The organism is Elusimicrobiota bacterium (assembly GCA_040757695.1).
Classification (GTDB): Bacteria; Elusimicrobiota; UBA8919; order UBA8919; family UBA8919; genus JBFLWK01.
Map to the genome: position 1 here is coordinate 1 of JBFLWK010000062.1, position 13,905 is coordinate 13,905.

Consider the following 13,905-nt stretch of genomic DNA (forward strand, 5'->3'; position numbering starts at 1 on the left):
GGGGGGGGATGGGGGGGAGGGGCTACTTCCCGAAATTATCACCATATTTCAGCTAAAACTGGCGAGGGTATCTCCGAGTTATTAGAGATACTTTCTGAAAAATTTGATAGTGAACTTAAATATAAAAAAGTAATACTACCTTACAACCTGTTTTCAGTTGTTGAAAAAATAAAAGCAGTCGGTAAAATTGTACAATATACGCCCCAAAAAGAACACGCTGTCTTAAGAATTCTGATTGACGATAAAAACTGGGGACAGATTCAAAACTTTCTATCTACTGCAGCTAAAATCTGATAAAAATCAGGGTCGCTAAAATCTGCGCAATCGTCGTTAGAAATCTGTGTAATCTGCATTTTATGAAAAATCTTACGCTACCTAATAAACTAACAGTCGCAAGAATTATCGCAGTTCCTATTTTTGTAATAAGTATTATTTCAAAAAATACCAAACTTGCAGTAGTTATATTTGTGTTCTGCATTGTTACCGATTTTTTAGACGGACTTATCGCCCGAAAACTCGGGCAGAGAACGCCACTGGGTGCATTTCTTGACCCGTTTGCAGACAAGTTTCTTTTGATGAGTGCATTTATTACCTTTGCAGCATTAAAAGAAATACCTGTGTGGATACCGATTGTCGTGCTTACAAAAGATATTATTATTTCGTTGGGCTGGTTCTTACGGTATCAACTCACCGGCAACTCTGTTATCGCACCGACATTGCCGGGTAAAATATCAACAATTTTAGAAATGTGCGTGATATTCTTTATTCTTGTAAATATATCTGACAAAATTTTAACCGCCTCTACTTATTTGATGCTTATCTGTATTATTGTTTCAACTTTTAATTATATTTTTGCTGGAATCAAAGAAATTGAAAAATGATTATTTCAATTTTGTTAATTTTAGTTATATCATTCCTGTTTGGTTCAATTCCAACCGCATATCTTATTACAAAAATTTTTTACGGGCTTGATATACGACAACACGGCAGCAGAAATCCGGGCGCTACTAATGTCTGGCGAACCGTCGGTAAAATCCCAGCCGGAGTCACTTTTTTATTGGATGTTCTTAAAGGATTTGTTCCGGTTTATATAAGCAGAAAAATATTTGCTGAACCATCGTTGACTGTTCCGTTGTTTGCAGGTTTCTGCGCGATTGTTGGACATATTTGGACACCATTTCTGCACTTTAAGGGTGGGAAAGGGGTCGCAACCGGGTTTGGCGTTTTTTTAGCACTCATACCTGTGGCAACTTTCCTGGCACTGCTGGTTTTTGTAGTTATATTCGCTTTAACAAAATATGTTGCGTTAGGCTCAATTTCAGCAGTAATATCGCTCCCATTATTTTTATATCTTCTGAAACGTCCAACAGTAATAATTTGTATTTCAATAGTTTTAGCAATCATAATTGTCTGGCGACATAAATCAAATATCAAAAAAATTTTAAGCCATACCGCGAGGACTGAATGCAAATCTCTATAATAGGTGCAGGTGCGTGGGGTTCTACACTCGCACAACATCTGAACAAAAAAGGTCATCAAATAACACTCTGGGAATTTTCTAAAACACGACTGCAATATCTCAAGAAAAACCGACATCCACTTTTTTTTCCGTATCTACAATTGACAAAAAAAATCCAACTTACCGACAATATCAATCTTGCAATTACCGGAAAAGATATAATAGTGTTTGCTGTACCATCTCAAACAATGCGAGATACAGTAAAAAAAATAAAAAAATATGTAAGCCCGAACCAGATTTTTGTTGTTGTCAGTAAAGGTATTGAGATAAAAACCGGCAAACTTTTAGCGAATGTGGTCAATGAAGAACTCAATTCGGTTGATATAAGAAACATAACAGTTTTATCAGGTCCGAGTTTTGCAAAAGAGGTTGCAGAAGAACTACCAACAACAATAGTTGTTGCGGGTGATAAAAAAATTGCCGAAATAATCCAGCAAAATTTGTCAACCACAAATTTACGAATTTATACTAATTCCGATATTATTGGAGTTGAAATCGGCGGCGCAACAAAAAACATAATTGCTATCGCTACCGGTATCGCACGCGGAATGAAACTTGGTGATAATACCGCTGCGGCAATAATAACCCGTGGTTTGGTTGAAATTACACGGCTGGGTGTAAAACTCGGTGCGAAAAAAGAAACATTTTATGGATTAACAGGTATCGGTGATTTAGTAATGACAGCATTTTCTAAAAATTCCAGAAACAGAAATTTTGGTGAACTTGTAGGTAGAGGACTGGCAGTAAAAACAGCGCTACAAAAAATCGGAATGGTGGTTGAAGGTGTGCCAACTACGAAAGCTGTTGTAGAACTTTCAAAAAGATTAAATATTGAAATGCCAATAGCAGACGAGGTTTATAAAATAATTTTTGAAAATAGAAATCCTAAAAACGCAATTCCATCACTTATGTCAAGAAGTGTAAAGCCCGAATAGAACGCAAAACAGACACAGAACAAAACACAGAACAGACGCAGAACAGTTCCAAGTTAGGTTCGTATAAAAGTTCCGTGATAGTTCCGTGTGTGAGTGGAGCAGATATGGACAAAAAAGAAATTATTGAGCAGCTGGCAAAAAGAACCTGTTGTAAAAAAGAGGCAGCGGATGCGTTTGAAGAGTTTTTAGTATCAGTAAAAAAAGCGATTACGCGAGGTGAAAAAGTTCACTTAAAAGGTATTGGAACGCTTTATGCAAAAATGAGAAAAGAACGCCGTGTAAGAAATCCGAAAACAAAAGAAATTATACGAATTATGCCAAAACGGGTGATACGTTTCAAGCCGTCAGAAATACCATTAGAAAGTTAAAGGTTAAAATTAAAATATGGAGATAGAAGATAAAAATTATTTTTCAATAGGTGAAGTAGAAAAAATAACCGGTGTAAAACCTTATATTCTAAGATACTGGGAACAGGAATTTAGAATTTTGCGGCCAGCCAGAAGATCATCAGGGCAGCGAAAGTATACCCATCAGGATATTTCTTTAATTCTTAGAATCAAAGAATTACTTTATACAAAAGGATTCACAATCGCGGGCGCTAAACGGTTTTTGATTGAAGAGAAACGGAAAAGAAAAAAACAAGCCGATTTGGATTTCGGGCGAGAATCTGTACTGATTGATACACTCAAAAAAACAAAAAAAGAGTTACAAATAATTTTGGATTTGTTAAAATGAATGATTTTAGAAATTTACGAGACAAAATGGTTGAAATACAAATTATTGCACGCGGAATTTCTGATAAAAAAGTAATAGATGCTTTCTTAAAAATTCCAAGAGAAAAATTTATTGATAAAAAGTTTTACACTTCTGCATATGACGACCACCCATTACCTATTGACGAAGGACAAACAATATCACAGCCGTATATTGTAGCGATTATGACGAAATTGCTTAATCTAACAGGCAGTGAAACGGTTTTGGAGATAGGAACCGGTTCGGGCTATCAGACGGCAATTCTGGCTGAACTGGCAAAAACGGTTTATTCAGTTGAACGAATTTTTACACTTTATGAAAAATCCAAAAAAATACTTTCAGAACTTGGCTATAGAAATGTTTTTTTATATCAAGCTGATGGTACAGAAGGGCTGAAAGAATCAGCACCATTTGACAGAATTATTGTTACTGCAGCTGCCGACAGAATCCCTGAAGCGCTAATTAAGCAACTTAAAGAAGGCGGACGGATTGTAATACCCGTCGGTGAACGGTTCTCGCAGGATTTGATTGTTGGTGACAAAATTCACGGTAAGTTAGAAACACAAAATTATGGTGGCTGTGTTTTTGTACCTTTAATTGGAAAATATTGATTTTCACTTAATTACTTAATCGCTTAATCGCTGACTTTGACCGGGGTGTGGCCCAGTGGTAGGGCACTCGCTTGGGGTGCGAGTGGTCGCAGGTTCAATTCCTGTCACCCCGAAATTCCGGGGCGTAGCGCAGATGGTTTAGCGCGCATGGTTCGGGACCATGAGGTCGCTGGTTCAAATCCAGTCGCCCCGAAATACATAAAAATACTGATGTTTCAATACCATATAATAGTTCAAGGTGAAGTTCAGGGAATCGGTTACAGATATTTTGTTATAAGAGAGGCAAAACAGTTAAAAATAACCGGCTGGGTAAGAAATCTATTAAACGGCGATGTAGAGATTATGGCAGAAGGTGAAAACGAAACTCTTGACATTTTTGCAAACACTCTTAAAACAAAACATTTTTATGCAAGAGTAGAAAATCTAAAAATATCAAAAACAGAAATTGCAAAAAACAATTTCGCTGATTTCAATATAACATTTTAATTAAAGGAGTAGAAGCGGAATAACGCAGATTAGAACGTAGATAAACGCTGAAATTTCCGCGTGAATCAGCACATTATTCTGCGTAGATCTGCTTCTAGACTGTATATGGATATGCTTGACCCTGTAAAACTGTATTTTTCAACCATCAAAAAAATCCCGAAAATAACGAAACGGGAAATTGAAGTGCTGATGCCAAAAATCAAGAAGGGCGACAAAAATGCCAAAAAAAGAATGATTGAAGGGAACCTCCGTCTTGTGATTCCAATTGCAAGAAAGTATTACAGACAGGGTATCCCATTCTCCGATTTAATTGAAGAAGGGAATCTTGGGTTAATGAAAGCGATTGAAAAATACGATATAAAAAAGGGCTATTATTTTTCTACATATGCGACTTTCTGGATAACGCAGTGTATTTCTCGCTATGTATCAACCCAACTTAAAACAATAAGAATCCCCGAGCATATCATCGCACGGTTAAGAAAATGGCTTACTGCATATGAACTGCTTAAACAGAAACTTGGCAGACATCCTACTTCCAAAGAGATTGCAAGAAGATTGAAACTTTCGCCAGAAGATATTCTACATCTTTTAGAAAATCTTGAACTTTCTAAATCCGCAGCATCACTTGATATGAAAATTGATGATGAAGAAACAATCTCGCTATCGGATGTTATTTCAGACGGTGGCAAGGAAGACCCGACTTTGCTTATCAAATACTTGAAAATAACCAAACAGATAGAGACGGTTCTTGAAAAACTTTCAGCAAACGAAAGAGAGGTAATAATCCTGCGATTCGGGTTAAGAGGTGAAATTTCGCATACACTTGAAGAGGTCGGAAAAATAATAAAATTGACTCGGGAAAGAATCAGACAGATTGAATCAACCGCATTCAGAAAAATAAAACAGGCAGTTATGAAACTACAGTTTTTAGAAAAGGACGAGATGTAAATCACGAATAGAGGCACACGAATAAAGGCAAATATCACGAATTAACCCGAATAAGGGCAAGGTTTTATTCGTGAATATTCGTGATGTAATTCGCAATGTGTTATTCGTGATTTAGCGGAGCGATTATGAACTTAAAAAAACTTATTAGAGATGTGCCGGATTTTCCGAAACAGGGAATTATTTTCAAAGATATCACGCCGCTTCTGAAAAATGCAAAAGGTTTTAGGCTGGCAATCAACAAGATGGCAAAAAAATATAGAGACAAGGAAATTGACAAAATCGCTTCTATGGAATCGCGTGGGTTCATTTTTGGGGCTGCACTGGCACTGAAACTCGGTGTTGGATTTGTTCCAATACGAAAAAAAGGGAAACTACCGTATAAAACTGTCTGTGAAGAATACCAACTTGAATATGGCACCGACATTCTTGAGATACACGAAGATGCAATCGCAAAAGATGAAAATGTGTTAATTGTTGACGATGTATTAGCAACCGGCGGAACCGCAAAAGCAGTGTGCACATTAGTTGAAAAACTCGGCGGTAAAATTGTAGGAACCTGTTTTCTAATAGAACTTTCGTTTTTGAACCCTTACGAAAAATTAAAAAATTACGAAATTTGTTCTTTAATAAAATACTAAAAAGGCAGGTGAAAGATAAAAAATAAAAGGTTAAAATTTTTTGGATTTTAATTTATACCTTTAACCTTCAACCTCAAAAACTGCTCTGCAGTTTTTGAATGCCCCTGTAGCTCAAATGGATAGAGCACCGGTTTCCTAAACCGGTTGCTGGCAGTTCAAATCTGCCCAGGGGCATATTAAAGGCAGGCTAAAGGTAAAAAGTTAAAATTAAAATTACAGCAAAACATTTTAACCTTTAACCTTTAACCTTTAACTTGATTTTATTATGATTGACCTACATACGCATACATTATTTTCTGACGGTGTTTTATTGCCTTCTGAACTGGTCTGTCGTGCAAAAAACGCAGGTTATAGAGCAATTGCTCTAACTGACCATTGTGATTTTTCAAATATGGATTTTGTTGTAACGCGAACAAAACGGATTACATATGAATTAAGCAGATACTACAAAATCAAGGTTATTGCCGGCTGTGAAATAACATATGTGCCACCGCCACTTGTAGTAAAAGCGGTAAAACAGGCAAGAAAACTCGGCAGTGAAATTGTTGTCGTCCACGGTGAATCACCAGTTGAACCGGTGCCTGAAGGGACAAACAGAGCAGCGATTTTATCTAAATGCGATATACTTGCACATCCAGGATATATAACAGACGCAGATGTAAAACTTGCCAAAAAAAACAATGTTCTTTTAGAAATCACAACAAGAACTGGGCACAGAAAAGCTAATTCGTATATTAGCAAATTAGCTAATAAGCTAATTGTGAAACTTGTGCTGAATACAGATACACATCAACCTGAAGATTTATTAGATGATAAAAAGATAAAATCTGTGCTTAAAGAAGCGAACCTAAATTATAGCGATTTTCAGCAAATGCAAAATAACGCTAAAAACCTATTACATAAATTCTTAATTCTTAGTTCTTAATTCTTAATTCTCTCCGAAGGAGAATCTATGGCTCGTCAATGGGTAAAAGATGAACTCAAAAAGGATTTTTTAATAAATTTTATAGAAATTGCTATCCCTTATATAAAAGCACATCGTGATGTAATCATTGCTTCTGTTGCGGTGGCTGGAATCATTATTATTATCGCTGTAATCAGTATCAACCGTCTTACAAAAGCATCGCAGTTGGCAACAGAACAGATCGGGTTTGCATCTATGTATTTGCGAGCAGGTTATCTTGACCAGACGATTCAACTTTGCGACCAGATAATTCAAGCACATCCGACAGGGCTTCAGGGCGGCTATGCACATTTTTACAAAGCAGAAGCATTACATCACAAAAAAAATTATGAAGAAGCAGTCAAGTCGTATCAAACCGCATTACCTTTATTAAAAAAGAAAGAAGATCTCGGCGCAATGATACTTTTTGATATTGGTAATTCACAGGAATCCGCAGGAAAATATCAGGACGCAATAACCACATACAAACAACTTTTGAATGACTACTCTGCACATTATCTTGTCCCGGAAGCGCAACTTGGTCTTGCAAGATGTTGTGAAGCGGTAGATGATATTCAATCGGCAATTTCTTACTATCAGACCGTTGGTAGTTTGAATCCGACAACTGTATACAAAAATATCGCAGATGCAAGATTAAAAATACTACAATCTCAGAAGTAAAAATCAAACAGGATACAAAACCATATTGACAAATTAAATATGACAGACCGTCGTATAGAAGAAACTTCAAACAGACAGATGGACTTAATTGTCCAAGAGTCGTGCAACACGAGAACTTATTGAACGAATAGATAGAAAAATCACAGAAAACCAGTCATATATTATACGCGACAAATAAATTTTCTCAAATTTTCAGGCGGGAAAAGAAGATGAAAGAGACTAAACACTGATAAATGCGGAAAAGGCTTTTTGAGGGAAATCTAGTTCGGGTGGGCAATCCCACCCATACGAATAGAAATCGTATGGGCAACTTCCCGCCACGGTGGGTCTGCCTCAGGCATGATAGTCGCCCACAAAATTACAAATTTTGATAGGGGAAAAAATGAAAAAGTTTCTGTTAGCAGTAATGGTTTCAATAATGGCAACATTATCATTGGCATCTTTTAGCAATACTTCTGTCAGGATGCAAGGTATAAACCCAAATCTTGTCGGAATTGTTGCTGATGAATACTCTGACCCGCTTTCAATAATTCCGTCAGATTTAATGACTGTAACAGTCAAAGAATGTTTGTTTTGACATTCTTGGCGTTGCGGCTGGTAATGACATTCTTGACCTGAAGAACTGGAGAATTGGTTGCACATTGAAATTTTAATTTGCAAATGTTCGCAAACGAAAAACGCGAATTAACGCGAAAAGAAAAGTAGGCGGGAATTAATTCCCGTCTACTTTTTTATTTGATTTTTACAAATTTTTTTGATATAATTTTTGTATGAGAAAATACTTTTTGATTCTGCTTTCTACCTTTCTACATTTCTACATTTTTACTTCTTTATTTGCTACTGTAAGAATCGGTACAGAAATTGAAACTGGTGGCACAAGTTATTCCAATCCTGAATATAAAAAAGAATCTTCATTAAAAAATTCCTATTTTTACGAAAAAACACGGTTTTATTTAGACGGTGAATTGAAAAAAAATGTAATGGTTGGCTTAAAGCTTTTAAGCAGAGGTGTTTTTGGTAAAGAGTTTAATGAAAAATATACAACCGTGAAATCATCAATCACATTTATAAACTATACACCACAAATTGAGAATGCGTATATAAAATTTATAGAAATAAATAACTTGCCGGTTGACTTTACTATCGGCAGACAGTCAATCAAAATCGGGCAGGGTGTGATTGTAGACGATGACGGACTCGGTTTTGATGCAATACGCCTTAAGGGGTACCTACCGTTTAGTATTGATGTGGATGCCTTTTTAATAAAAAAGACGGAACTGTCAGGCGAACAATATACAAAAGATAAGGATGATTCACTTTATGCACTTGGTGGGAATTGGGTTTATGATAATGATTATAATTTTAGAGTGTATTATTTCATAGAAGAATCATCGTCACCATTAAAAAAGAACTTTCTGACATTGCGGGCTGATGGGAGGTTCAAACAGGGTGTGGACTATCATTTGGAAGTGATAAAATCAGGCGGAGATTATTCGGGTATCTCGTATCTTTTGGGTGTGACTGCATATTCAAAATTAAGACGGCTCGGGGAAACATCCGTTAAGTTTGAGTATGCGGTGGGCACCGGGAAAGATAACCAACTTGGTTTTGCACCAACTTACGGACATAAAACAGATGGGTTTGAACGGGCTGGCTATGGCGAGTATTTTGGTGCATCTTTAAGCGAGTTTTATGGCCAATTCCCATCAGCAGTATATCAGGGTATCCATACAACATTGCTCGGGGTTGGGTTTGAACCTTACAATTATCTTAACTTGAACTTTGATTACTATATCCTTTTTTCAGTGGACTATCCAACTGGAATGGTTTTCACAGACCGATTGCTTGGTGAAGAACTGGATGCATCTGTAAGATACAAATTTACTGAAAACTGTTATTTAAGTTTTATTTATGCACGATTCTCACCACTAAAAATTCTTAAGCCCGTAGGTGAAACAGCAAAAGTAATTGCAAATAAAATCGGCTGGGCTATATCTGCAAAATTTTAAATCACGAATAACACCCAAATAAAAACCGAATATTCGGTTTCATTCGGTCAGCATTCGATCCATAATTCGTGAGCAAAGCGAAAGGGGGAAAAATGGTAAAAAAGTTTGTTATCTGTGTTAATCTGTGGATTCTCATCTGTGTTAATCTGTGTTCTGCGAAAGACCTGCTGAAAAGAACAGGAATTGGATTTAACAGTCAGATATCAGGAAACAATGTCAATTCACTTTCTATTCGGCATTGGGTCTCAAAAAAAATAGGCATAGAAGGACTGGTTGGGTTTTCACTCGGTGATGATACAATTTTTGATATTGGCGTAAAACTTCTGCGGATTCTGAAAGAAGAGCAAAACTTAAACCTTTATGGTTTCGGGCTTGTTGGAACTGAAACAGCTGAAGTTGGGAATTCTAAAGACACGCTTCTTACAGTCAGCGGCGGGTTTGGAATAGAGTTTTTCTTTAATGAATTCCCAAATTTAGGTTTCGGAACAGAACTTGGATTAGGATTTAATAACGCAAATAATAAAGAACAGTTTGGTACATTTGCAGGATGGCTAACTGTCGTCGGTATAAGATACTACCAATAATCCGTATATTTCGTGTTGCCGACAAGTCGACAAGTTGAAAATATGAAAAAGATCAATTTACCAAAAATTTTTAAAGCATTGGCATCTGAAAAAAGATTAACTATCTTAAAGGTTTTATTAAAAAGTAAACAAGGTTTATATCCAACCTTACTATCAACAAAATTAAATATACCGGTTGAAACTATAGAAAGACATCTCCTTAAATTGCGTAATATTAAAGTAGTAAATAGTAAAAGATACAAAAACAAAATGGTTTATAAAATAGTTATACCAAATTCGGTTATTAAAAAATTGCTTCTACTGCTACAGAAATATTTTTGAACCTGTTGTATTGTCGACTTGTCGACAACACGAAATGTTATTATGAAACCGTTGTATATTGCTATTGTTTGGCATCAGCATCAGCCGTATTATAAAAATCCTGAAACAGGCGAATATCTTTTGCCGTGGGTCCGACTGCATTGTACAAAGGACTATTATGATATGGTCGCAATCCTTGAAAAATTCCCGAAAATCAGACAGACATTCAATATCACACCATCACTGATGGAGCAAATTATTGATTATACAAACGGCGCTACTGATGATTTCTTAAAAATTTCAAGAAAACTAACAAAAGAACTTTCTAAAGAAGACCGCGTGTTTATCTTGAAAAATTTTTTTATGTGTAACCCGCCTACAATGATAGAACCGTATCCGAGATATAACGAACTGTTCCAACGGCGAGGCCATAATGTTACCGATGCTTACCTAAAAAGAATAGAACCACTTTTTACAATCTCTGATATTCGTGATATCGTTGTGTGGTTTAATCTGTGCTGGATAGACCCATACTTTCAACATCATAACGAAGGGGGAGAAGGGGGGGAAGGGGGGGAAGGGTGGATAATAAAAAACTTATTCCAAAAAGGTAAAAATTTTTCTGAAGAAGAAAAACAACAATTTTTAGATGAGGCGTTAAAAATAATATCACTGGTTTTGCCAAAACATAAAGAACTTCAGGATAAAGGACAGATAGAAATTACAACCTCGCCTTATTATCATCCGATTCTGCCTTTAATAATTGATACGAATATCGCAAGGGTCGCGATGCCATTTGTGTTTCTGCCGAAAATAAAATTTCAACATCCTGAAGACGCTGTCTGGCAGATAAAAAACGGTATCACATTTTATGAAAAAATTTTTGGCAAAAAACCTAAAGGTTTCTGGCCTTCTGAAGGGTCAGTTTCGTCAGAAATTATCCCAGCTATCGCTAAATACGGAATAAACTGGATTGCAACCGATGAGGAAATCCTTTTTAGAACATTGCGAAATATAAATAATCACTCAAAACAGGAACTGCTTTATAAACCTTACAGAGTAAAATTTGGTAATGCTTCATTAAATATCATTTTCAGAGACCATGAACTTTCTGACTTGATTGGGTTTGTTTATCATGCAATACCGCCTGAAAAGGCTGCAGATGATTTTATAGAACGACTCCATGACATAAAAAATTCGTTAGATACTAAAGGGGGGAATAACGAGGGAAATAGACAGCATCTCGTAAGTATAATTCTGGATGGTGAGAATTGCTGGGAGTATTATAAAAATGATGGTGTAGATTTTTTAAACGCGCTTTATACAAAACTCCAAAACGAGGAAAAAAACGGCATTCTAACCACTACTGTCTCGGAATATCTTGAAAAATTTCCACCAAATGATAATGATGAACTTAATGGTATTTTTCCGGGTTCATGGATTAATGGTAATTTCGGAATCTGGATTGGTCATCCTGAAGATAATACCGCATGGGAATATCTTGAAAAAACAAGAAAATTTTTGATAAATAAGTCGGCTACACTGTCTACAAATATACTGAATGCTGCATGGAAAGAAATTTATATCGCAGAAGGTAGCGATTGGAACTGGTGGTACGGTAGTGACCATTCATCAGTTAATGATGATGAATTTGACCGGCTTTTTCGTGCTCATTTGATGCAGGTCTATAAACTTCTAAATGAAAAAAGGGAGGAGATACCTGATTATCTTTATCTCAAAATAAAACGAAGATGGTTGGAACGGGAGGATGGAGAGAGATGGGAAGGCGGTGTGAAGGGCGGAAGGGGTTGGGGCTACCCAATTGATTTTATTAAACCTAAAATTGATGGTAAGGTGACAAGTTATTTTGAATGGCATAATGCTGGATTTTACGATGTTCTTAATATCTCCAGTGGTGCAATGCATCAAACTGCGACCTGTCTTAAGGCAATTTACTGGGGATTTGATGAAACTAACCTATACTTTCGGCTTGATTGCTCTTATCCATACCCGAGAGATGTTATACTAAAAATTATTTTCTTAAGACCTATTCCAAACACTCCATCCACACCTGAAAAATTTATAGAAATTGACCCGAATAGTAATGTTGCCTATTTTAATATTATTCAGTTAAAAGATTTTACAGCAGGTAAAAAAGGAATTGTTGAACTATCAGTTCCTTTTTCAGAATTAGGTACAAAAACAGGCGATATTGTTGAATTTGTTGTTGTAACTGCACAAAAATCAAAAGATATTGAACTTGAAAGATGGCCATATCACTCATCTATAATTCTTAAACATCCCGACAAATTCTTTTCCGAAGAACACTGGTCTGCATAACTAACCCATCAAAATAGTCAGGGCTTCGCCCTGAAACCTGTTTTTGACTGGATTAATCTTGTATGATGAATGCCGGGTAGCAAGGTACCACTTGCTAAAAGACCTTTGTAAAGATAAAATAATAAAAAACTTGAGGGTTGCTCAAAACCCTTGATTAAGATATAGGGTATCGTCGGAAATAGAATTTTTGGTTGGTTCTTTGACAAGCAGGTAAAAAATTGCTCGTCGGAAGAATTTTTAAGGTTTTGTCAAAATTAACAAAATATGGCAAAAGATGGAAAGTAGTCTACCGACGAGAAGCAAGAATTTTTAATAGCTTCTTAATGAACCTGATTTTTTCTGGATTATTAGTTTTTACAGCGGCAACAGCAATGGCTAATACAGTGATATGTGCTAAAGTGCAATGATTAGTTACAGCTTTTAATCCAGTTACCGAAGGATATTGCATATATAACTCTAAGAGTCTTGAGAAGCCTCTTTCTGAGCCTGATTGCAGTTTATAGATTTTCTTGAAGTAAGGTGATTTTGGGTCAATAGCAGATTGGCGATAACTTTTGTCATGTCTTGTATAAGCATAACAACCGCCTGTAAAGAATTTGTGAATTTGATTTCTTGTTTAGTGGCTCTTGGGTTAATGGGTATAAAATCTTTTGCTTTTAGTTCTTTTCTGATAAATTTGCGGGTATATTCAGTATCGTGAATAGCATCACCAAGTACACCTTTCGTGTTGAATTTGAAGTTATTGAATAGTTGTTTGAAACAAGGAATAAACATTTTACATTCAGTCCGCCTGTGGCGGATTTAGTTATTTCAAACACAGGTAATTCTGATAGAGAATCAAAGATAGTATAATTTTTGTAACCCCAGTAGAATTGAGTCTGTTTATCTTTTGACTTATTGGAATTGGAAGTTTGAAGTAGTTCTAACTGTTTTAATTTTTGTTCTTTCTTTTTAGGTTTTTTAGGAGCATTTTGGACAATCATTACACTTAATCTTGCGTCTGGGCCGTTCTTTGGGAATTTATTTTTGTTAAATTTTCCTTCTACGAATACTTTTGGGTTATTTTCTTTAACATTAGCGATTAATGGTGTGGCATCAATTGATAGAAATTTTCCTGTGATAGTTCTTGATGATATAAGAGTTTTGATTTGTGTTTTT

General features: G+C 35.9%; 19 protein-coding genes and 3 tRNA genes. 21 read left to right on the plus strand and 1 reads right to left on the minus strand.

What is annotated here, in order from left to right; translation table 11 throughout:
• From AB1349_09830 to AB1349_09930, 21 genes are all read left to right on the plus strand, one after another.
• Positions 1-294, plus strand: a 294-nt coding sequence (locus AB1349_09830) for a hypothetical protein (GenBank protein ID MEW6557640.1), incomplete at its 5' end; no start/stop codon positions are given.
• 62 nt (positions 295-356) lie between these two features.
• The gene (locus AB1349_09835) at positions 357-881 is read left to right on the plus strand and encodes a CDP-alcohol phosphatidyltransferase family protein (protein MEW6557641.1); all 525 of its coding nucleotides are present in this window, start codon (positions 357-359) and stop codon (positions 879-881) included.
• Positions 878-1,480 carry a glycerol-3-phosphate 1-O-acyltransferase PlsY gene (gene plsY, locus AB1349_09840; protein ID MEW6557642.1) on the plus strand — a complete coding sequence of 201 codons (603 nt, stop codon included), beginning with the start codon at positions 878-880 and terminating at the stop codon, positions 1,478-1,480. The genes AB1349_09835 and plsY overlap by 4 nt, the downstream gene beginning before the upstream one ends.
• On the plus strand, positions 1,465-2,454 hold the full coding sequence (locus AB1349_09845) for an NAD(P)H-dependent glycerol-3-phosphate dehydrogenase (protein ID MEW6557643.1): 990 nt from the start codon (positions 1,465-1,467) through the stop codon (positions 2,452-2,454). The genes plsY and AB1349_09845 overlap by 16 nt, the downstream gene beginning before the upstream one ends.
• A 104-nt stretch (positions 2,455-2,558) precedes the next feature.
• A complete protein-coding gene (locus tag AB1349_09850) occupies positions 2,559-2,822 on the plus strand; it encodes an HU family DNA-binding protein (GenBank protein ID MEW6557644.1) in 264 nt (87 codons plus the stop codon).
• Between the two features lie 16 nt (positions 2,823-2,838).
• Positions 2,839-3,189 carry a MerR family transcriptional regulator gene (locus AB1349_09855; GenBank protein MEW6557645.1) on the plus strand — a complete coding sequence of 117 codons (351 nt, stop codon included), beginning with the start codon at positions 2,839-2,841 and terminating at the stop codon, positions 3,187-3,189.
• Positions 3,190-3,215: 26 nt separating this feature from the next.
• Complete coding sequence (locus AB1349_09860) at positions 3,216-3,818, plus strand: protein-L-isoaspartate(D-aspartate) O-methyltransferase (protein ID MEW6557646.1); 603 nt, start codon at positions 3,216-3,218, stop codon at positions 3,816-3,818.
• Positions 3,819-3,859: 41 nt separating this feature from the next.
• Positions 3,860-3,931: transfer RNA gene (locus AB1349_09865), tRNA-Pro, on the plus strand.
• A gap of 5 nt (positions 3,932-3,936) precedes the next feature.
• Positions 3,937-4,011, plus strand: a tRNA-Pro gene (locus AB1349_09870).
• A gap of 17 nt (positions 4,012-4,028) precedes the next feature.
• Positions 4,029-4,304: an acylphosphatase gene (locus tag AB1349_09875; GenBank protein MEW6557647.1), complete on the plus strand. Its 276-nt coding sequence runs from the start codon at positions 4,029-4,031 to the stop codon at positions 4,302-4,304.
• A 105-nt stretch (positions 4,305-4,409) separates the two neighbouring features.
• Positions 4,410-5,252 (plus strand): RNA polymerase sigma factor RpoD/SigA, encoded by an 843-nt coding sequence (locus AB1349_09880; GenBank protein MEW6557648.1) that lies wholly within the window; start codon positions 4,410-4,412, stop codon positions 5,250-5,252.
• Positions 5,253-5,377: 125 nt separating this feature from the next.
• Positions 5,378-5,890 carry an adenine phosphoribosyltransferase gene (locus AB1349_09885; protein ID MEW6557649.1) on the plus strand — a complete coding sequence of 171 codons (513 nt, stop codon included), beginning with the start codon at positions 5,378-5,380 and terminating at the stop codon, positions 5,888-5,890.
• A 100-nt stretch (positions 5,891-5,990) separates the two neighbouring features.
• Positions 5,991-6,064, plus strand: a tRNA-Arg gene (locus AB1349_09890).
• Positions 6,065-6,155: 91 nt separating this feature from the next.
• Complete coding sequence (locus AB1349_09895) at positions 6,156-6,815, plus strand: histidinol phosphate phosphatase domain-containing protein (GenBank protein MEW6557650.1); 660 nt, start codon at positions 6,156-6,158, stop codon at positions 6,813-6,815.
• 27 nt (positions 6,816-6,842) lie between these two features.
• Positions 6,843-7,514, plus strand: a complete 672-nt coding sequence (locus AB1349_09900; protein ID MEW6557651.1) for a tetratricopeptide repeat protein — start codon at positions 6,843-6,845, stop codon at positions 7,512-7,514.
• Positions 7,515-7,896: 382 nt separating this feature from the next.
• Positions 7,897-8,091, plus strand: coding sequence for a hypothetical protein (locus tag AB1349_09905; GenBank protein MEW6557652.1), 195 nt, complete (start codon positions 7,897-7,899; stop codon positions 8,089-8,091).
• A gap of 193 nt (positions 8,092-8,284) precedes the next feature.
• On the plus strand, positions 8,285-9,523 hold the full coding sequence (locus AB1349_09910) for a hypothetical protein (GenBank protein ID MEW6557653.1): 1,239 nt from the start codon (positions 8,285-8,287) through the stop codon (positions 9,521-9,523).
• Between the two features lie 92 nt (positions 9,524-9,615).
• The gene (locus AB1349_09915) at positions 9,616-10,107 is read left to right on the plus strand and encodes a hypothetical protein (GenBank protein ID MEW6557654.1); all 492 of its coding nucleotides are present in this window, start codon (positions 9,616-9,618) and stop codon (positions 10,105-10,107) included.
• A 42-nt stretch (positions 10,108-10,149) separates the two neighbouring features.
• Entirely contained in the window at positions 10,150-10,428 is a 279-nt protein-coding gene (locus AB1349_09920; protein MEW6557655.1) for a hypothetical protein, read from the plus strand.
• 42 nt (positions 10,429-10,470) lie between these two features.
• Complete coding sequence (locus tag AB1349_09925) at positions 10,471-12,747, plus strand: glycoside hydrolase family 57 protein (protein MEW6557656.1); 2,277 nt, start codon at positions 10,471-10,473, stop codon at positions 12,745-12,747.
• Positions 12,748-12,992: 245 nt separating this feature from the next.
• Positions 12,993-13,154 (plus strand): hypothetical protein, encoded by a 162-nt coding sequence (locus AB1349_09930; GenBank protein ID MEW6557657.1) that lies wholly within the window; start codon positions 12,993-12,995, stop codon positions 13,152-13,154.
• A gap of 249 nt (positions 13,155-13,403) precedes the next feature.
• Here the strand turns inward: AB1349_09930 and AB1349_09935 are convergent.
• On the minus strand, positions 13,404-13,905 hold a 502-nt coding region (locus AB1349_09935; GenBank protein ID MEW6557658.1), incomplete at its 5' end, for a hypothetical protein.